19 protein-coding genes are annotated in these 17,556 nt (G+C 64.7%); 9 read left to right on the forward strand and 10 right to left on the reverse strand.

Annotated features, from left to right (window positions below; genetic code table 11):
- A partial coding sequence (locus tag VK804_RS27330; protein WP_325376037.1) for a cyclopropane-fatty-acyl-phospholipid synthase family protein occupies positions 1–1,090 on the reverse strand: 1,090 nt, incomplete at its 3' end.
- Positions 1,091–1,385: 295 nt separating this feature from the next.
- On the opposite strand from VK804_RS27330, the gene VK804_RS27335 reads away from it, so the two are divergent.
- Complete coding sequence (locus tag VK804_RS27335; protein ID WP_325376039.1) at positions 1,386–2,369, forward strand: hypothetical protein; 984 nt, start codon at positions 1,386–1,388, stop codon at positions 2,367–2,369.
- 202 nt (positions 2,370–2,571) lie between these two features.
- On the opposite strand, the gene rplI is transcribed toward VK804_RS27335, so the two are convergent.
- The 4 genes from rplI to rpsF all read right to left on the reverse strand — a co-directional run bounded on the left by rplI (position 2,572) and on the right by rpsF (position 5,073).
- The gene (gene rplI, locus VK804_RS27340; protein ID WP_325376041.1) at positions 2,572–3,174 is read right to left on the reverse strand and encodes a 50S ribosomal protein L9; all 603 of its coding nucleotides are present in this window, start codon (positions 3,172–3,174) and stop codon (positions 2,572–2,574) included.
- A gap of 47 nt (positions 3,175–3,221) precedes the next feature.
- Positions 3,222–4,196, reverse strand: a complete 975-nt coding sequence (locus VK804_RS27345) for a DUF2232 domain-containing protein (protein WP_325376043.1) — start codon at positions 4,194–4,196, stop codon at positions 3,222–3,224.
- A gap of 128 nt (positions 4,197–4,324) precedes the next feature.
- Positions 4,325–4,564 carry a 30S ribosomal protein S18 gene (gene rpsR, locus VK804_RS27350; RefSeq protein ID WP_002711478.1) on the reverse strand — a complete coding sequence of 80 codons (240 nt, stop codon included), beginning with the start codon at positions 4,562–4,564 and terminating at the stop codon, positions 4,325–4,327.
- A gap of 5 nt (positions 4,565–4,569) precedes the next feature.
- The gene (gene rpsF / locus VK804_RS27355) at positions 4,570–5,073 is read right to left on the reverse strand and encodes a 30S ribosomal protein S6 (RefSeq protein ID WP_325376045.1); all 504 of its coding nucleotides are present in this window, start codon (positions 5,071–5,073) and stop codon (positions 4,570–4,572) included.
- A gap of 354 nt (positions 5,074–5,427) precedes the next feature.
- Here rpsF and fabD point away from each other — a divergent pair, with 354 nt between their 5' ends.
- From fabD to gmk, 8 genes are all read left to right on the forward strand, one after another.
- Positions 5,428–6,387 carry an ACP S-malonyltransferase gene (gene fabD / locus VK804_RS27360; protein ID WP_325376046.1) on the forward strand — a complete coding sequence of 320 codons (960 nt, stop codon included), beginning with the start codon at positions 5,428–5,430 and terminating at the stop codon, positions 6,385–6,387.
- Between the two features lie 16 nt (positions 6,388–6,403).
- Positions 6,404–7,141: a 3-oxoacyl-[acyl-carrier-protein] reductase gene (gene fabG / locus VK804_RS27365; protein ID WP_325376048.1), complete on the forward strand. Its 738-nt coding sequence runs from the start codon at positions 6,404–6,406 to the stop codon at positions 7,139–7,141.
- Positions 7,142–7,219: 78 nt separating this feature from the next.
- Complete coding sequence (locus tag VK804_RS27370; RefSeq protein ID WP_325376049.1) at positions 7,220–7,432, forward strand: hypothetical protein; 213 nt, start codon at positions 7,220–7,222, stop codon at positions 7,430–7,432.
- Complete coding sequence (locus VK804_RS27375) at positions 7,429–7,668, forward strand: acyl carrier protein (protein WP_006610957.1); 240 nt, start codon at positions 7,429–7,431, stop codon at positions 7,666–7,668. The genes VK804_RS27370 and VK804_RS27375 overlap by 4 nt, the downstream gene beginning before the upstream one ends.
- A 97-nt stretch (positions 7,669–7,765) precedes the next feature.
- Positions 7,766–9,031, forward strand: coding sequence for a beta-ketoacyl-ACP synthase II (gene fabF, locus VK804_RS27380; protein WP_325376050.1), 1,266 nt, complete (start codon positions 7,766–7,768; stop codon positions 9,029–9,031).
- Positions 9,032–9,165: 134 nt separating this feature from the next.
- Positions 9,166–10,437: an endolytic transglycosylase MltG gene (gene mltG / locus VK804_RS27385; protein ID WP_325376052.1), complete on the forward strand. Its 1,272-nt coding sequence runs from the start codon at positions 9,166–9,168 to the stop codon at positions 10,435–10,437.
- A gap of 171 nt (positions 10,438–10,608) precedes the next feature.
- Positions 10,609–11,496 carry a YicC/YloC family endoribonuclease gene (locus VK804_RS27390; protein ID WP_325376054.1) on the forward strand — a complete coding sequence of 296 codons (888 nt, stop codon included), beginning with the start codon at positions 10,609–10,611 and terminating at the stop codon, positions 11,494–11,496.
- Between the two features lie 3 nt (positions 11,497–11,499).
- Positions 11,500–12,159, forward strand: a complete 660-nt coding sequence (gene gmk, locus VK804_RS27395) for a guanylate kinase (protein WP_325376056.1) — start codon at positions 11,500–11,502, stop codon at positions 12,157–12,159.
- Between the two features lie 84 nt (positions 12,160–12,243).
- Here gmk and VK804_RS27400 read toward each other — a convergent pair whose 3' ends face one another.
- The 5 genes from VK804_RS27400 to pdxA all read right to left on the reverse strand — a co-directional run bounded on the left by VK804_RS27400 (position 12,244) and on the right by pdxA (position 17,554).
- Positions 12,244–13,137 (reverse strand): hypothetical protein, encoded by an 894-nt coding sequence (locus VK804_RS27400; RefSeq protein WP_325376058.1) that lies wholly within the window; start codon positions 13,135–13,137, stop codon positions 12,244–12,246.
- A 193-nt stretch (positions 13,138–13,330) separates the two neighbouring features.
- Positions 13,331–14,542, reverse strand: a complete 1,212-nt coding sequence (locus tag VK804_RS27405; RefSeq protein ID WP_325376060.1) for an ABC transporter substrate-binding protein — start codon at positions 14,540–14,542, stop codon at positions 13,331–13,333.
- Between the two features lie 72 nt (positions 14,543–14,614).
- Positions 14,615–15,673 carry an alcohol dehydrogenase gene (locus VK804_RS27410; RefSeq protein ID WP_325376062.1) on the reverse strand — a complete coding sequence of 353 codons (1,059 nt, stop codon included), beginning with the start codon at positions 15,671–15,673 and terminating at the stop codon, positions 14,615–14,617.
- A gap of 13 nt (positions 15,674–15,686) precedes the next feature.
- Positions 15,687–16,553: a 16S rRNA (adenine(1518)-N(6)/adenine(1519)-N(6))-dimethyltransferase RsmA gene (rsmA, locus tag VK804_RS27415; protein WP_325376064.1), complete on the reverse strand. Its 867-nt coding sequence runs from the start codon at positions 16,551–16,553 to the stop codon at positions 15,687–15,689.
- Entirely contained in the window at positions 16,550–17,554 is a 1,005-nt protein-coding gene (gene pdxA, locus VK804_RS27420) for a 4-hydroxythreonine-4-phosphate dehydrogenase PdxA (protein ID WP_325376066.1), read from the reverse strand. The genes rsmA and pdxA overlap by 4 nt, the downstream gene beginning before the upstream one ends.
- Between the last annotated feature and the right edge of the window lie 2 nt (positions 17,555–17,556).

Consider the following 17,556-nt stretch of genomic DNA (forward strand, 5'->3'; position numbering starts at 1 on the left):
CGGAACCGGCAAGATAAAATTCCCACATGCGGCAGAAGCGTTCGTCGTACAAAGCCGCAGCCTTGGCCCAATTGCGGCGGAAGCGCGCGCGCCATTCCTTCAACGTCTCGGCGTAATGCAGCCGGAGGACTTCGATGTCGGCGACATGCAAGCCGCTGCGTTCGATGATGGGAAGGATTTCGCTCAAGGCAGGCGTGTAGCCGCCGGGGAAAATATATTTCGCGATCCATGGATTGGTCGCGCCCGGACCATCGCCGCGCCCAATAGTGTGCAGCAGCGCAACGCCGCCGGGCGTCAACAGCGACGACAGCTTGGTGAAGAAATCCGCGTAATGGTTGACGCCGACATGCTCGAACATGCCGACCGACACGATGCGGTCGAACGGACCGGCGACGTCACGATAATCCTCGAGGAAGAATTTGGCCGAGCGCGACATGTTCTTCTCGGCGGCGCGGGCATTCGACACCTGCAGCTGCTCGGTAGAGAGCGTGACGCCGGTGACGCTAGCGCCGGTCATTTCGGCAAGATAGAGGCTAAGCCCGCCCCAGCCCGATCCGATGTCCAGCAACCGGTCGCCGCGCCTGATCAGAAGTTTTGCGGCAAGATGACGCTTCTTGGCGAGCTGTGCGTCGTCGAGGCTTGCGTCCGGCGTCTCGAAATAGGCGCAGCTATATTGCTTGTCGGCATCGAGAAACAGCGAATACAGCCGCCCGTCGAGATCGTAGTGGCGCTCGACATTGCTCCTGGAGCGGTTGGGCGGATTGAATTGCCTGACATGCCTGCCGAAATAGCGCAGCCACCATTGCAGGCGCGCCCAGCGCGGCAGGATGTCGGGCTGGGCCATCAGGATCGCCAGCGCGTCGGCGATCGTGCCCTGCTCGACGACGAAGCTGCCTTCCATGTAGACTTCGCCGAGCGCGAGTTCGGGGTTGAGCAACACCCTGCGTTCGGCATCGCGGGTCAGAAACCTCACCGCGACCGGCTCGCCGGTGCCATTACCGCAGCTGAATTTTGCCCCACTCGCGGTCGTGAAGATCATCGCGCCGCGGCGAATGAACTGCTGCAGGAAATAACGCAACAATCGGTCCATCGAAGCCACCGAACCGAGCGATCCGGAGAAACCAGCCTATCGCCCGCCACACTCGACGCACGGGGACAACAATGGTTCCCAAAGGTTCCCAAACCGCGTCACGCAGAACATAGGAGCGCGGGAACCGGACCGCTAGTACATTGGACACAAAGCGGATATTCCGGAATGTCGCGTTCACGGAGTTGCGTCATAAGTAAGCTTCCATTCGCGGGATAATCGGCTAAAAGGTCACCGCCGCCGGTGCCCATCTGGGAGCGCCGGACGCGATTTCCGCATCGGTCTGGAGAAACGGGGAATGTTGAGCCGAGCGCTCAGTTTAGCGACGGTGACGCTTCTGATCGGCGGTTGCGCGGCGGTCCCGGCGTGGGGTCAGGCGACAAATCTCGAGGCTGGCAAGAGCCCTTCGCAGATTTTCGCAGGCACCTGCACGGCTTGCCACAAGAGCCCGCGGGGCCTGTTGAGGAGCGTGCCGGCCGGATCCCTGCAGAGCTTCCTGCGCCAGCACTACACCACCAGTCCCGACATGGCGACCTCGCTCACGGGCTTCCTGGTCTCCAACGGCGTGGCCGATACGCGCGGCCAGCCCAAGGACGGGAAAACGGAAGCCCGGACCGCGCCATCGGAGCAACTCGACCGGTTCGGTCACCGGCTGCACCCTGCGCCGCAAGAGGCCGCGAGGCCCGAACCTGAACCGCGCGAGGCCGCCAAGCCGGATGCCGAAGGGCTGCACGGCCGCAACGCCAAGCATCTGGCGCGTCCGGGAGAGCCGCCTGCGGCCGAGGGGCGAACCCCGGCTGAGGCCGCAAGCGAGATCGGTCCGGACGGCAGCAAATTGTCAGCCAGGCAGAAGCTTGGCAGGCGGGGCAAGCCTGGCGAGGAACAGCCCAAGACCGAGTCGGCCAAGACCGAGACCGGCGGGGAAGAACCGGCAAAAGGCGACGCGGCGAGGGAAGAGCAGCCCAAGAGCGAATCCGCCAAGGTCGAGACCGGCAAGCCCGAGGGCGTCAAGCCGCCGGGTGAGGGCAAGTCCGAATCGGCCAAGATCGAAGCGCCGAAGGAGACGGGCAGCGCCGAGCCCCAGACGTTGCGGGCCGATCCGGTTCCACCCGTCACCCCTGCGCCGGCAGCTTCGCCCACGGTCTCCGCCGCCGTCCCGAGCGGCACGCCCGAACCCGCCGCGGCGCAGGCCGCGCCGTCCGCCGCGCCCCAGACCGTCACCGCCGCCGCGCCACCGCCCATCGAGCCGGCAGGCCCACCCGCGCCGCCGATCTCCCAGTAAGATGCGCGAGACCATATCGCCGGGAATCCCAAACCCGGCCTGACTGGGCCCCACAGACGCCGTCATCCTGAGGTGCTCGCCCGCTTGGACGAGCCTCGAAGGATGCTTGTGGCCCATCCTTCGAGACGCCGCGCAAGGGCCCGGCTCCTCAGGATGACGGTTGTGCGTGGCGGGATTTTTTTTGTTCGATGTAAAGAGGCCGCTACTTCTCCGAAGCAGCTTCCGCCTCGGGTTCCACCTGGTCGCGGCGGGCTTCGGGGTCGAAGAATTCGCCGGCGGCAGCGAGCGCTTCGGCGGCTGCGTCCTGGTCCTCCTGACGAGTCGAGATGTCCTCGCCGCGGTTGATGCGCTCGGCCTCGTCTTGGCTGCGCGCGACCGTCACGGTGACGCCGACTTCGACTTCCGGATGCACGGCAATCGCGATCGTGTGCCTCCCAATGGTCTTGATCGGCGCGTCCAGCATCACCTGGCTGCGGCTGATGGTGACCTTGTCGGCCTCGAACGACGCGATGATGTCGCGAACCGTGACCGATCCGAACAGCTGGCCGGTCTCGGAGGCCTGTCGCAGCACGATGACGTTGCGGCCATCGATTTTCTCCGCGACCTTGCCGGCCTCGCCCTTGGCCTTGAGGTTGCGGGCTTCGAGCTCGGCCTTCATGCCGTCGAACTTGGCGCGATTGTCCGCGGTGGCGCGCAAGGCCTTGCCGCGCTTCAACAGGAAATTGCGGGCAAAGCCGTCCTTGACGCGGACGACTTCGCCCATCTGGCCGAGCTTGGCGACACGCTCCAGCAAAATGACTTCCATATTTTTTCTCCTTCAGTGATGGGTTTGAGCGGTTGAGTTGAGATTGTTCAGGACACGGGGAGGGGCGGAGGCCTGCTCCTGAGATAACGCTGGCGTATTCCGAAAACGGCATCGGCGAGACCCAGAATCGCCATCAGTAGGAGGGGCCAGACGAACACCACCACGATGGCGTAGCTGCAGCCGAGCCAGAACGCGCGGCTCTTCGACGAAAGCGTCAGCGTATGCAGAACCGCAAAGCCGCTCAGCGCATACGCCATCATCAAGGCGGTGGCGACGATCTGAGCCAGCATCGCGAGCAGTCCGCCGCTGAAGCAGAACGCGATCGCGGCGCACAGCACGGCGAGCGTCATCGGCGGCAGCGCGACGCTTTTCAGGTCGGGCCAGGGGCGATGCAGCCGCCCCGAGGTCGCGGTGATTCTTGCCGCGAGCCAGAGGCTGATCGTCAAAGTCGTGATCGCCCAGATCGCGGCCGTATCCGGCGTGATCGTCACCAGCGCATCGACCCATTGTTCGGTCTCGGCGGTCGACGATACTTCGCCCAGATCGAGAATTCGCTGCCAGCCCCGGTGCATCGCGGCGGTGATGGTGGCGGCATCGGTGCCGAGCGTTAGCAGCGCAGTGATGGTGGTGAGCAGGGCAAAGACTGCGATCCAGAGCAGGATGCGGCCGACCGGATACCATTCCAGGTCAGGCGCAACCGGCGCGGCACCGTTGCCCGCGGGAACAGCAGGGGCGATTGGGCGTCCGAGCAGGGCCAGATGGCCGAGCCACCAGGCGGGCAGCGCGACCATGATGACGAAGGCGATGCAATAGGGCAGGCCCAGGATGATGCCGAGGCTGCTTGCCGCAGCGATGCCGCCGATGCCGGCGCTGAGCGGACCCCATCCGAGCGCCGCCATCATCAGCGGCAACGGCGCCAGATAGAACAGGGCAAGCGAAATCAGCACGCCCGAGGCGATCGAGGCAAACATCAGCGCCGACGCCGCGCCGGCCGCCATGGCTATGAGCACAATTGCGATCATCAGCTGTCCCGCCCCTTTCGAGCGGTTAGAGGTTCCCTGGAGAACCCCAACCATCGGCGACCGGACGACCCGGAAGCCTTATAAAGATCTTCGATCTGCGGCGCGAACGCCGCGGATCGAGGATGTCGTTACCGGATCACGTAGGGCAACAGCCCGAGAAAGCGCGAGCGCTTGATGGCGCGCGCGAGTTCGCGCTGCTTCTTGGCGGAGACGGCGGTGATGCGGCTCGGCACGATCTTGCCGCGCTCGGAGACGTAACGCATCAACAGTTTGGAATCCTTGTAGTCGATCTTCGGCGCATTCGGCCCGGTGAACGGGCAGGTCTTGCGGCGGCGAAAAAACGGACGGCGTGCACCAGCTTCAGCCATGATTCTTACTCCTCTACCGCTGCGATCGCATCGTCGTCACGCGGGCGGCGCGGCCCACGGTCGCCACGGAAGCCGCCGCCATCGCGGTCGCCACCACGGAAACCGCCGCCGTCACGATCGCCGCGGAAGCCGCCATCGCGGTCGCCCCGGAAACCGCCGCCACGGTCGTCGCGATCGCGGTCGCGATCGGCCTTGCGCATCATCGCCGAGGGACCTTCCTCGTGTTCTTCGACGCGCACGGTGAGATAACGGATGACGTCTTCGCTGATCCGCTCCTGCCGCTCGATCTCGGCGACCGCGGCCGATGGGCCATCGATGTTCAGGAGCACGAAGTGGGCTTTGCGATTCTTGTTCATGCGATAGGTCAGCGAGCGCACGCCCCAGTTCTCCATCTTGACGACCTTGCCGCCGAGACCCTCGACGATACCGGTCATCTGGGTGGTCAGTTCTTCGACCTGCTGGGTGCTCGCATCCTGGCGCGCGAGAAAAACATGCTCATAAAGAGGCATGGGTGTCCTTTCCAAGTGTTGGCGCGGTTCCCGGCGGCAAGCCCTTCGAGGCCTTCTTAAGGAAAGGACTCGACGATAAGCTCAGAAGGCGGAAGCACGGGACGACGGACCGACTGGCCCTGCCACATCAAAATCGCCGATTTGGTGAAATTGCTGAGACCGTCCGTTCAGCTCCCGGCCGGGATCCACGGATGGCGCGGGTTATAAGGATTTTGGCCGCAATGGCAAGGGAAAGCGACGCCATTTGACGCACCCGGCCCGATGGCCGGGCGCGGGCGGCGGCTTGACACGAGCGGCCCCCGCGGTGTCTTTCGGCGCAACTTTGGCGATTTTCGGCGGCATCCAGGGGTATTGATGACGGCAGCATTCACTTTTCCGGGGCAGGGCTCCCAGGCGGTCGGCATGGGCAAAGCTCTCGCGGAGGCTTTTCCGGCGGCACGGGCGGTTTTCGACGAGGTCGATGGGGCGCTTGGGGAGAAGCTCACAGCCATCATCTGGGAGGGGCCGGCTGAAACCTTGCAACTCACCGAAAACGCCCAGCCGGCGCTGATGGCGATGTCGCTGGCCACGATGCGCGTGCTGGAAACCGAGGCCGGCTTCTCGGTCGGACGAGACGCTGCCTTCGTCGCCGGGCATTCGCTCGGCGAATATTCGGCGCTGGCGGCCGCCGGCAGCCTCAGCATCGCCGACGCTGCGCGCCTGTTGCGCACCCGTGGTCTGGTCATGCAGAAGGCAGTCCCGGTCGGGGTTGGTGCAATGGCGGCATTGCTGGGTCTGGACTACGAGGCCGCGGTCGCGGTCGCCGGCGAGGCGGCCCAGGGGCAGGTCTGTCAGGCCGGCAACGACAATGGTGGAGGGCAGGTCGTGGTCTCCGGCGACAAGGCCGCCGTGGAGCGCGCGCTCGAGATCGCCAAAACCCGGGGCGCCAAGCGCGCCATGCTGTTGCCGGTGTCGGCGCCGTTCCATTGCACCCTGATGCAGCCGGCTGCCGACGCGATGGCCAGGGCGCTCGCCGATGTGACGATCAGGCCGCCGGCCTCGCCGCTGGTGTCGAATGTGCTGGCGGCCCCGATTACCGATCCCGACGAGATCCGCCGCCGCCTGGTCGAGCAGGTCACCGGCACCGTGCGCTGGCGTGAATCGGTGGCCTACATGGCAAGCCATGGCGTCACCCGATTCTTCGAAATCGGCGCCGGCAAGGTGCTGAGCGGACTGGTCAAGCGGATCGCCGAGGGCGCCGTCGGCATTGCGGTTGGCGGCCCGAACGATATTGCCTCGGCGAAAGAAGCGCTCGCTGCCGCGCAGACGGCGTGAGCGAGGGAGACATAGGATGTTCGATCTGACTGGCAGGACGGCGCTCGTCACCGGCGCGACCGGCGGCATCGGCGGCGCGATCGCGCAAGCCCTGCACGGCCAGGGCGCCACCGTTGGCATTTCCGGAACGCGGCGCGAGGTGCTCGATGCGCTCGCCGGCAAACTGGGCAACAGGGTTCACGTGCTGCCCTGCAATCTCTCGGACACAGCTGAGGTCGAGGCGCTGGTGCCGGCGGCAGAACAAGCCATGGGCCAGCTCGACATCCTCGTCGCCAACGCCGGAATTACCCGGGACAACCTGTTCGTGCAATTGCGTGACGAGGACTGGGACGAGGTCATCAAGGTCAATTTGACCGCGACCTTCCGGCTGGCCCGGGCCGCGACCAGGCTGATGATGCGCAAGCGTTTCGGCCGGATCATCGCGATCACCTCGGTGGTTGGCGTCACCGGCAATCCCGGCCAGGGCAATTACACCGCCTCGAAGGCTGGCCTGATCGGCATGATCAAGACCTTGGGCGCCGAATACGCCAAGCGCAACGTCACCGCCAACTGCATCGCCCCCGGATTCATCAAGACGCCGATGACGGACGCGCTGAACGACAAGCAGCGCGAAACCATTCTGTCGAAGGTTCCAGCCGGACGGCTCGGAACGGCGGACGAGATCGCGGCGGCCGCGGTCTATCTCGCCTCCAATGAGGCCGCCTACGTCACCGGACAGACGATTCACGTCAATGGTGGAATGGCCATGGTTTGAGCCGGCCGGCAATCGCTTTTGCCGGCAAAAGGCCGTTTCCGCCGGCCGATCGAGGCTTATAGTCAAGGGTTGGGAAGTATGATAACCGAACCGACCAACGGATGGGCAAAGAACGCCTTGCAGGAATATCAAACCCTGTATATTGGCGGTGCGGAGCCTGCCGCCGTTCGCCGGGCCCTGTGGGGCGAAATCAAGACGATGCGCGATTGCGAAGGAAAGTTTAACGACCAGGATGGCTCGTATCGTCTTGGTGACGGATCTAGTGGGAACAAGCACGAGGTTGAACGATGAGTGAGATTGGCGAGCGAGTTAAGAAGATCGTGGTCGAACACCTTGGTGTTGAACCCGAAAAAGTGGTCGACAACGCGAGCTTCATTGACGACCTCGGCGCCGACAGCCTCGATACCGTCGAGCTTGTGATGGCGTTTGAAGAAGAATTCGGTTGTGAGATCCCCGATGATGCCGCGGAGACGATTTTGACCGTCGGCGACGCCACCAAATTTCTCGAAAAGAACGCGAAGAGCTGACGCCCCGCGCGGTACAGACGAAGCCGGACGGGCCGTGGTCGGGCGGTCCCGCGGTTTGTTGTTGCGAGCCGCACATGCTGGGCTGGAGTCTTAGGAAATGAGGCGGGTTGTCGTCACGGGCCTCGGCATGGTGTCGCCACTCGGCTGTGGCATCGAGCCGACCTGGAAGCGCATCCTGGCCGGCGAGAGCGGCGCCCGAAAGATCGAGACGTTCGACGTGTCCGATCTGACCAGCCAGATCGCCTGCGTGGTGCCGCGCGGCGACGGCACCGACGGCACCTTCAACCCCGACCAGTGGATGGAGCCGAAGGACCAGCGCAAGGTCGACGATTTCATCATTTTCGCGATGTGCGCGGCACGCCAGGCGCTCGACGACGCCGATTGGCATCCGGCCACCGAAGAGCAGCGTTGCGCCACCGGCACGATGATCGGCTCCGGGATCGGCGGGCTGTCCGGCATCGCCGACACCGCGCTGCTGCTGAAGGAACGCGGGCCGCGCAAGGTGTCGCCGTTCTTCATTCCCGGACGGCTGATCAACCTGGCCTCGGGCTATGTCTCGATCGAGCACGGCCTCAAGGGTCCCAACCATTCCGTGGTCACGGCCTGTTCGACCGGCGCACACGCGATCGGCGATGCCAGCCGCCTGATCGTGCTCGGCGATGCCGATGTGATGGTGGCGGGTGGAACGGAATCGCCGATCTGCCGGATCGGCATGGCCGGTTTCTGCGCGGCGCGCGCGCTCTCGACCGGCTTCAACGAAACGCCGCACAAGGCGTCGCGTCCCTACGACAAGGACCGGGACGGTTTCGTGATGGGCGAGGGCGCCGGCGTCGTCGTGCTGGAAGAATATGAGCACGCCAGGAACCGCGGCGCGCGAATCTACGCGGAAGTCATCGGCTACGGGCTGTCCGGCGATGCCTATCATATCACCTCGCCGTCGCCGGACGGCGATGGCGCGTTCCGCAGCATGAGCGCCGCCATGAAACGCGCGGGCCTCGGCTCTTCCGACATCGACTATATCAATGCGCACGGAACCTCGACACAGGTCGGCGACGAAATCGAGCTCCACGCGGTGGAGCGGCTGTTGGGCAATGCCGCTTCGAAGGTGTCGATGTCGTCGACCAAATCGTCGACCGGGCACCTGCTGGGCGCGGCCGGCGCGATCGAGGCGATCTTCAGCATCCTGGCGATTCGCGACAATGTCGCCCCTCCGACGATCAATCTGGAGAACCCGTCGGTGGCAACGGCGATCGATCTCGTGCCGCTAGTGCCGCGCAAGCGCGAGATCAATGTGGCGCTGTCGAATTCGTTCGGTTTCGGGGGCACCAATGCTTCGGTGATCCTGCAACGCGTGGTGAACTGACGCGGCATCGAATAAGAAACCACCGTTTCGCCGTATTCGGTGATAAATCCTAGTGATGGGCGTAGACTGCAGGCCGCTCGCGGCTGATTTCCGCGAAGCCACGATTGAACCGACAGGATCTTCAGGTTGCATCGATGAGTGAGAGGCCGCCCATTTCACCGCGCAGCCCGCGCGCCGCGCTGGAGCCCGAGCAGGTTCCGCCGCCGCCAAAGCGCTCGGAGCGCGCCCGCAACCCGTTCGTCGTGGTCGGCAATGCCGTCATCACCATCATCCTCGTGCTGATGATCGGCACCGGCGGCGCCTACTACTACGGCAAGAAGAAGATCGAGGCTCCCGGCCCGCTGCAGGAGGACAAGGTCGTCAACATTCCCGCGCGCGCGGGCATGACCGATATCGCCGACATCCTGCAGCGCGAGGGCGTGATCGACAATAATCGCTGGGCGTTCATCGGCAGCGTGTTTGCGCTGAAGGCGCGCTCGGAGCTAAAGCCCGGCGAATATCTGTTTCAGAAGAACGCCAGCCTGCGCGACGTCATCGGCACCATCGTCGAAGGCAAGGTGGTGCAGCACGCGGTGACTATCCCCGAGGGCCTGACCTCCGAACAGATCGTGGCGCGGTTGTCTGACAATGACATCTTCTCGGGTTCGGTCCGCGAAATGCCCCGCGAAGGCACGCTGCTGCCGGAAACCTACAAATTCCCGCGCGGCACCACCCGCGACCAGGTGATTGCGCGCATGCAGCAGGCGCAGAAGCGCGCACTGGCGGAGATCTGGGAGCGCCGCAGTCCCGACCTGCCGGTCAAGACGCCGGAACAGCTGGTGACGCTGGCCTCGATCGTCGAGAAGGAAACCGGCAAGCCGGACGAGCGCAGCCGGGTAGCGGCCGTGTTCGTCAACCGGCTGCGGCAGAAGGTCAAGCTGCAGTCCGATCCGACCATCATCTATGGGCTGGTCGGCGGCAAGGGGACGCTGGGCCGGCCGATCAAGCGCAGCGAAATCCAGCAACCCTCGCCCTACAATACCTATGTGATCGAAGGCCTGCCGCCCGGGCCGATCGCCAATCCCGGGCGCGCCTCGCTGGAAGCCGCCGCCAATCCGGCGCGCACAAGGGACATGTTCTTCGTCGCCGACGGTACCGGCGGCCATGCGTTCAGCGACACTTACGACCAGCACCAGAAGAACGTCGCCAAGCTGCGCGCGTCGGAAAAACAGATTCAGAACGACACCGCGGAGCCGGCTGACGATCCGCAGCCCGCCGCCGCGGCTCCTGCGCCGGCCGATCCCGCGCCGACGGCGGCAACGTCGAAGCCGGCGCCGGCGAAAAAGCGCGTTCGTGCCGTCGCCCCGCCGCCGCCCCGCCAGGGTGCGGCGCAATCGACGGCGGCGCCACCGGTGGTTCAGCAATAGCGCGGGCGCGTGCCCCGGAACTGCAGTCCCGTTACCTGAATGCGTCAGCAACGCGAAACTTGCGCGTATTGTATTCGCAAAACCGGTATCCACTTTTGCGCAATACGCGGCTAAGGTCCGCAGCGTACCGATCCAGCGAATCTCACACCCGTAACGAAAGAAATTCACGCGATGGCGCTGTCGAGCATGACCGGTTTTGCCCGCAGCCATGGCTCCAGCGGGCCCTACGCGTTCGAATGGGAGTTGAAGTCGGTCAATGCCAAGGGTTTTGACCTCAGGATGCGGCTGCCGCAGGGCTGGGACGACCTCGAAGCCTTGGCCAAGAAGCGCGCCGGCGAGGTGCTGTCGCGCGGCACGGTATACGCCAATTTGAACGTCAAGCGCACCGGCACGGCCTCCACCATCCGCATCAATGAAGACGTGCTGGCCTCGATCGTGAAGGTCGCCGGCGTGCTCGCCGGAAAGATCGACGCGGTGGCGCCGAGCATCGACGGGCTCTTGGCGATCAAGGGCGTCATCGAGGTGGTCGAGCCGGAAAGCAATGAAGCCGAGGACAAGGCCGCCAAGGCCGCCGCTGGCGCTGCGTTCGATCAGGCGCTGCTCGATTTGGTCGAGATGCGCCAGCGCGAGGGCATGGCGCTCGGCCAGATCCTGAGCCTGCGCATGGACGAGATCGAGCGCCTTGCGAAGAAGGCCGAGGCCGCTCCCGGCCGCAAGCCGGAGGCGATCAAGGCGCGGCTCGCCGAACAGATCGCGGCACTGCTTGAATCGTCCGATCGCTTCGATCCGGACCGGCTCAACCAGGAGGCGCTCCTGATCGCGGCCAAGGCCGACATCCGCGAGGAACTCGATCGCATTGCCTCGCACGTCGCGCAGGCGCGCGAGATGATCGGCAAGGGCGGCCCGATCGGACGGCGGCTCGATTTCCTGGCCCAGGAGTTCAACCGCGAGGTCAATACCTGCTGCTCGAAATCCAACGATCTCGAATTGACCAACACTGGACTTGAGATGAAGAACGTGGTCGAGCAGTTCCGCGAGCAGGTCCAGAATCTGGAGTGAGGCATGACGGCTGATGGCCACGGCTTCGACGGGGTCGAGCGGCGCGGACTGATGTTCGTGCTGTCCTCGCCTTCGGGCGCCGGCAAGACCACGCTGTCGCGGCGCCTGATCGATCGGACACCCGGTCTGAAGATGTCGGTGTCGGCGACCACGCGGCCGATGCGGCCCGGCGAAGTCGACGGCCACGACTATCACTTCATCGACAAGACGAAATTCGAACGGATGGCCAAGCGCGGCGACTTGCTCGAATGGGCCGTCGTGTTCGACAACCGCTACGGCACGCCGCGTGCGCCGGTAGAAGCGGCGCTGTCGGCGGGACAGGACGTGCTGTTCGATATCGACTGGCAGGGCACCCAGCAGTTGCGCGAGAAGGCGCGCGCCGATGTCGTCAGCGTCTTCATCCTGCCGCCGTCGGCCGCCGAGCTGGAAAAACGCCTGCATTCCCGCGCCCAGGATTCCGATGGCGTGATCCGCGACCGGATGAGCCGCGCCAGCCATGAAATGAGCCACTGGGCCGAATACGATTATATCGTGATCAATCACGAAATCGACGAAGCGTTCGTCGAGGTGCAGTCGATCCTGAAAGCCGAGCGGCTGAAGCGCGAACGCCGTACCGGACTGACGACGTTCGTCCGCGAACTGCAGCGGCAGCTGGAGCGATAGAGCACGATCCGGAAAAGTGGACACCGGTTTTCCCTCGCGACAAACACGGAACGCGTTTGCGCGGAGATCATGCTCTAATCGCCGTCAGGTCGGGGCTCGACGCGACAGCTGCGAGCAAAACTCGGCGATCCTGTCATTGGCGTCACCGCTTCGATCGAAATCGCGCGCGAAACCGGCGCGGCGCGGCAGCACATCCTGGTCCTGATCGGCCCACAGCACGATGCGATCATCGTCCGTCTGCTCCCAGACCGCGTCCCGGCGCACGCGGACCCGGGCCTGCCGAGGGCCGGCCAATTTCAGAACGACGCTCGCCGTGATGCCCGCAAGCGCCAGCGCGCCGGAGACCGCGCTCAACAGCTTTGGGATCGAACCTGTCTTGGCAGGCGACGATGAAAGCGCCGGGACCGTCGGCACTGTCGCGATGGCGGAAGGTCCAGCGGCCTGCGGATTCGGGGGCGTGCTGGCGGCGGGATCGCTCGACTCCGGCTGCGGGCTGACCGCCGAAGCCACGCTTGAGGATTCGGGCCAGCGCGAGAGGACGACCGATCGCTCGGCCGATACGTCCGGCACGACCGGAGGCCAGTTATTCTCTCTCGCCGCCGTATCCGCGGGCGTCAGCGTTCCGTTGAACGAGGGCGGTGCGATGCTGGCCTGCGGCGGGAGTTCGGCGTGCGCGTCCTCGACCGAACGCTGCGACGGGTTGTCTGCTCTCGGCTCAACCGGTTTTGCGGAACGGGCCGTGTCCGGCAGGGCGGTCTGCGAGAGCTTTTCGCCTTGCTCCCGAAGGTACCAGCAATGACGTTTGGTGGCGTGGTCGATGCGGTAGTACCAATGGCGGCCGCCGGGCGTTTCGTCATTCGGAGCCGTCAGGCAATCGTCCGCCGCGCGCGCTGCGGCGTGCGCCGTGACTGCAAGCAGGACGCCGGCAAGAAAGCCGGCGAACTTGGCTGATGCGAATTTCGCGGTTCGGTTTGGCATATGCATCTCCGGTACTGATACGCGATACTCAGGGCGCCAAATCTCGACAAAGACTTGGGTGGCAATGAGCCGCAAATCCGGACAGCATGGGGCGTAATTCGGGCCTGCTTTCGCATCCGAAAGGCCCGTCAACGGCGTCAGAAACCACCGCCGGTGTTATGGCATTACAGGGTCCGAAACCGACGCTGCGATCTCAGTCGCTCGCGAGCACGTCGCTGAACAGCACGTAGCGGGAGCCGTCGAAACGCACCAGCCGCATCTGCTTGATCGGGCGCAGGTCGGTCGGGGTGGTCTTCAGACGAATCCCCGGCAGCAGCAGCGGCAGCTCCATGTCCAGGTGCGAGGCCTGCTTCATGATGTTCTCGCGGGTCAGGTTGTCGCCGCACTGTTTCAGGAGCTGCACCACCGCATAGCCGATATTGTAGCCATAGGGCGCATAATAATCGCTCTTGTTGACGCGGGGGTTGTACTTGTCCATCCAGACGTTCCAGGCCTGCATCGCCGGGTCGTCCTTCCATTGTGGGTCGGCCGGATCCTTCTGATAGGCCGCGGAGATGATGCCCTTCGCCGCGTCGAATCCGGCCGGCTTGATCGCGCCCGCAATCGACGAACCGACGCTGACCACGATTTCCTGCGGATGCCAGTCGATGTCATAGGCCTTGCGGATCGCCTGCGCGGAGAATTTGGGAATCGTGGCCATGAAAAACACGTCCGCCCCCGCCGTCTTCAGCGAGACCACCTGTGAATCGACGGTCGGGTCGGTGGTGTTGTAGGCTTGCATCGATACGATCATGCTGGCGGCCTTGTCGCCGAGCCCGCGCTTGAAGCCCAACAGATAGTCGCGGCCGAGATCGTCGTTCTGCGCCAGAATGCCGATCTTGGCGTCGGGCTTTGTCGACAGGATGTATTTGGCGTAGATCTCGCCTTCCGACGCATAATGCGGCGTCCAGCTCATCGTCCACGGATAGTGTTCGGGGTCGTTGAAGACGGTGGCGCCGGTGCCGATGAACAGATGCGGCACCTGCTTCTGGTTGATGTATTTCACCACCGCCATGTTGGTCGCGGTGCCCACCGGATTGACCAGGAACAGCACCTCGTCGCTCTCGATCAGCCGCCTGATCTGCTCCACCGTTTTCGGCGGGCTATAGGCGTCGTCGAGGCTGATGAAGTTGATCTTGCGGCCGTTCACGCCGCCCTGTTCGTTGATCATGGTGAAATAGGCGGTGGCCGAGACCGCGCCGGCCGAATAGGCCGACGCCGGGCCGCTATAGGGCGTGGTGGTTCCGATCTTGATTTCGGTGTCGCTGGCGCCGGGGCCATATTGCTTTTGCGCCAGCGCAGGGCTCGCCAGGGCGAGTGTCGCCGCCGTCAGCGCGACAGCCGTCGCACGGTTGCTCCAGGCCATAAGTCCCTCCCTGTGTCGCGAGGCTTGGATGGCGCTCCGCCTCTCGTTGCGAGGCCTGTGAGGCGCGCAGCCTCAGTTCTTCATTACGATGCGTCCGACAACCTTCCCAGCCCGCAATTCGTCTATCCATTTCTGGACGTCGCCCATCGGTTCTTCCCTCATGGGCGTCGGCTTGATCTTGCCGGCGTGCGCCAGCGCCATCAGCTCGTGCCCTTCGGCCAGGGTTCCGACCATGAAGCCTTCGATCGTCATGCGCTTGTAGATCCATTGCACCATCGGCAGGCTGAAATTGCCGCCCATCAATCCGGAGACCACGATCTTGCCGCCGCGCGCCACCACCGAGACGGCGAACGCCATCGACTTTTCGTTGCCGGCAAAATCGACGATCTCGTCGAAGCCGCCTTCGGTCTCCTTGATGATGCGCTTGACGACATCAGCTTCGGAGGGATCGTAGGCGACCGCGGCGCCGTTGTTGAGCGCCGCCTCGCGCGCCGCCGGGCTCAGATCCGCGACCGAGATTTTCTGCTTGAACATCGCCTGCGCGAAGGAAAGCCCCATCATGCCGACGCCGCCGAGACCGATCAGCAGGAGGTTGCGCTGCCGCGGCCGGTCGACCAGGCGCTTCAGCGCGCCGTAGGCGGTCACGCCCGAGCACATCAGGGTCGCCGCCTGATTGACCGGCAGGGAACCGTAGTCCAGCAGGTATTTCGCGTCAGGCACCAGCACGTGGGTTGCAAAGCCGCCGTCGATCGAGACCCCGAGAAAGCGCTGCTTGAGGCACAGATTCTCGTCGCCATTGGCGCAGTCGCGGCACTGGCCGCAGCCAATCCATGGGAATACCGCTCGCCTGGCGCCGATCAGGTCCTTCGAAACATCCGGTCCGACTTCCTCGACGACACCCGCGATCTCGTGTCCCAGCGTGAACGGCAGCGTCATGCCGCGGGTGGTATCGAGCCTTTTGCCGCCGCCGAGATCGGCATAGCCGTCCTGGATATGCAGGTCGGAATGGCACAGCCCGCAACGCTCGATGCGGACCAGGACTTCCTTGCCTGCCGGCTTCGGCGTCTCGGCGATAGTTTCACACAACGGCGCATCGAATTTGACCAATGACTGGCGTCGCAACAGCGCCATGGCGCTTTTCTCCTCAAGGCACGTTCAATTTTGCGCTTCGTATATCGGTCAATTCGCGCGCCATGGCAACAAAGCCCGAGACCGGAATGGTCTCGGCGCGCCGCGTCGGATCGACATGCGCCGCCGCGGCCAGCCGGGCCGGGTCGACGCCGAGCGACTTGAGGCTTTGCCGCAGCATTTTTCGCCGCTGGCCGAAGGCTGCCGCCGCAACCTGCTCCAGCGCCCTTCGGTCACATGGCTCGGGCGCGGCGCGGGGCACCAGCCGCACCACCGACGAGGTGACCTTGGGCTGCGGCACGAAGGCGGCCGGTGAAATATCGAACAGGATTTTTGTCTCAGCGCGCCAGTTGGCGAGCACCGCGAGCCTTCCATAGGCCTCGTCACTCTCGCGGGCGACGATGCGCTCGGCCACTTCGCGCTGAAACATCAGCACCATCATGTCATACCAGGGCGGCCATGGTTCGATCGAGAGCCAGTCGATCAGGAGCGCAGTCGCGATATTGTAGGGCAGGTTGGCGACGATTTTTGCCTTTGTGTTCCCGAGCAGCGGCCGCGGATCGAAGTGCTGCGCGTCGCCGCGGACGATTTCCAGCCGTCCCGGATACCGCGTGGAAATTTCCTCCAGCGCCGGGCCTGCGCGCTCGTCGCGTTCCACCGCGATCACATGCGCCGCGCCCATCGCCAGCAGCGCGCGCGTCAATCCGCCGGGACCGGGGCCGATCTCGACGATGGTGGCCCCTTCCAGCGGGCCCGCGGCGCGTGCGATCCGCGCGGTGAGGTTGAGGTCGAGCAGGAAATTCTGGCCGAGCGATTTGCGCGCCGACAGGGCATGCTGGCGGATGACCTCGCGAAGCGGCGGCAGGTCGTCGATTGCGCTCATGAGGGTTGCTTGGCCGCCATGCGGGCCGCCAGCCGCAACGCCGCGATCAGGCTGGATGGATTGGCCTTGCCGGTGCCGGCGATGTCGAAGGCGGTGCCGTGATCGGGCGAGGTGCGAATGAACGGCAATCCCAGCGTGACGTTGACGGCATCATCGAACGCAATCGTCTTGATCGGGATCAGCGCCTGATCGTGATACATGCAGATCGCGCAATCATAGGTTTGCCGCGCGGCGTCGTGGAACATGGTGTCGGCCGGCAGCGGTCCCCTGATCTCGAGGCCGTCGCCGCGCAGGATATCGATGGCAGGCGTTACGATCGTCAGATCCTCGCTGCCGAGCGTGCCGTCCTCGCCGGCATGCGGATTGAGCCCGGAGACCGCAAGGCGCGGATGGGCGAGGCCGAAGCGGGCCTTTAAATCGGCGACCACGATGCGGGCCGTGGTGACGATCAACTCGCTGGACAACTGCGCGATCGCCTGGCGCAGCGGAAGATGGATGGTCACCGGCACGACCGCGAGGGCAGGGGACCACAGCATCATCACAGGGTGGGGTGTATGGCCGCCGGTTGCGGCGAGTTCGGCGAGAAACTCGGTGTGGCCGGGATGCCGGAATCCGGCGCGATACAGGACGCTCTTGGCGATCGGGTTGGTGACGACTGCGCTGGCCCGCCCGGCGGCGACGTCGCCGACCGCCTGGCGAATGGAGGCGAGCGCTGCATCCGCACTGCTATCGTCCGGCCGGCCGGGCTGCGCGCTCGCGGCATGCCCGGTGGATACGACCGGCAGCGCCTCGGCGAACGCGCCGGCGGCGTCGTCGGCACTGACGTCTGCGAATTCGATCTTGAGGCCGAGAGCCCTGGCCCGCCGGTCGAGGAGGTCGCGGTCGCCGAGCAGGTAAAATGCCGGGAGCTTCAGTTCATTGCGACGCAGCCACGCCTTGAGGGTGATATCGGGCCCGATGCCCGCGGGTTCGCCTGTGGTCAGCGCGAGGGGCTTTGCCATGG

Source organism: Bradyrhizobium sp. (assembly GCF_035484855.1).
Taxonomy (GTDB): Bacteria; Pseudomonadota; Alphaproteobacteria; order Rhizobiales; family Xanthobacteraceae; genus Bradyrhizobium.

Excerpts from the sequence above, each read along its gene's own strand:
- VK804_RS27390 (WP_325376054.1), top strand. The coding sequence starts at position 10,609 with ATGGCGCTGTCGAGCATGACCGGTTTTGCCCGCAGCCATGGCTCCAGC.
- rpsR (WP_002711478.1), bottom strand. The coding sequence starts at position 4,564 with ATGGCTGAAGCTGGTGCACGCCGTCCGTTTTTTCGCCGCCGCAAGACC.
- rplI (WP_325376041.1), bottom strand. The coding sequence starts at position 3,174 with ATGGAAGTCATTTTGCTGGAGCGTGTCGCCAAGCTCGGCCAGATGGGC.
- VK804_RS27375 (WP_006610957.1), top strand. The coding sequence starts at position 7,429 with ATGAGTGAGATTGGCGAGCGAGTTAAGAAGATCGTGGTCGAACACCTT.
- VK804_RS27400 (WP_325376058.1), bottom strand. The coding sequence starts at position 13,137 with ATGCCAAACCGAACCGCGAAATTCGCATCAGCCAAGTTCGCCGGCTTT.
- rsmA (WP_325376064.1), bottom strand. The coding sequence starts at position 16,553 with ATGAGCGCAATCGACGACCTGCCGCCGCTTCGCGAGGTCATCCGCCAG.
- gmk (WP_325376056.1), top strand. The coding sequence starts at position 11,500 with ATGACGGCTGATGGCCACGGCTTCGACGGGGTCGAGCGGCGCGGACTG.
- VK804_RS27335 (WP_325376039.1), top strand. The coding sequence starts at position 1,386 with ATGTTGAGCCGAGCGCTCAGTTTAGCGACGGTGACGCTTCTGATCGGC.
- fabF (WP_325376050.1), top strand. The coding sequence starts at position 7,766 with ATGAGGCGGGTTGTCGTCACGGGCCTCGGCATGGTGTCGCCACTCGGC.
- fabG (WP_325376048.1), top strand. The coding sequence starts at position 6,404 with ATGTTCGATCTGACTGGCAGGACGGCGCTCGTCACCGGCGCGACCGGC.
- mltG (WP_325376052.1), top strand. The coding sequence starts at position 9,166 with ATGAGTGAGAGGCCGCCCATTTCACCGCGCAGCCCGCGCGCCGCGCTG.
- VK804_RS27410 (WP_325376062.1), bottom strand. The coding sequence starts at position 15,673 with ATGGCGCTGTTGCGACGCCAGTCATTGGTCAAATTCGATGCGCCGTTG.
- pdxA (WP_325376066.1), bottom strand. The coding sequence starts at position 17,554 with ATGGCAAAGCCCCTCGCGCTGACCACAGGCGAACCCGCGGGCATCGGG.
- VK804_RS27370 (WP_325376049.1), top strand. The coding sequence starts at position 7,220 with ATGATAACCGAACCGACCAACGGATGGGCAAAGAACGCCTTGCAGGAA.
- rpsF (WP_325376045.1), bottom strand. The coding sequence starts at position 5,073 with ATGCCTCTTTATGAGCATGTTTTTCTCGCGCGCCAGGATGCGAGCACC.
- VK804_RS27405 (WP_325376060.1), bottom strand. The coding sequence starts at position 14,542 with ATGGCCTGGAGCAACCGTGCGACGGCTGTCGCGCTGACGGCGGCGACA.
- fabD (WP_325376046.1), top strand. The coding sequence starts at position 5,428 with ATGACGGCAGCATTCACTTTTCCGGGGCAGGGCTCCCAGGCGGTCGGC.
- VK804_RS27345 (WP_325376043.1), bottom strand. The coding sequence starts at position 4,196 with ATGATCGCAATTGTGCTCATAGCCATGGCGGCCGGCGCGGCGTCGGCG.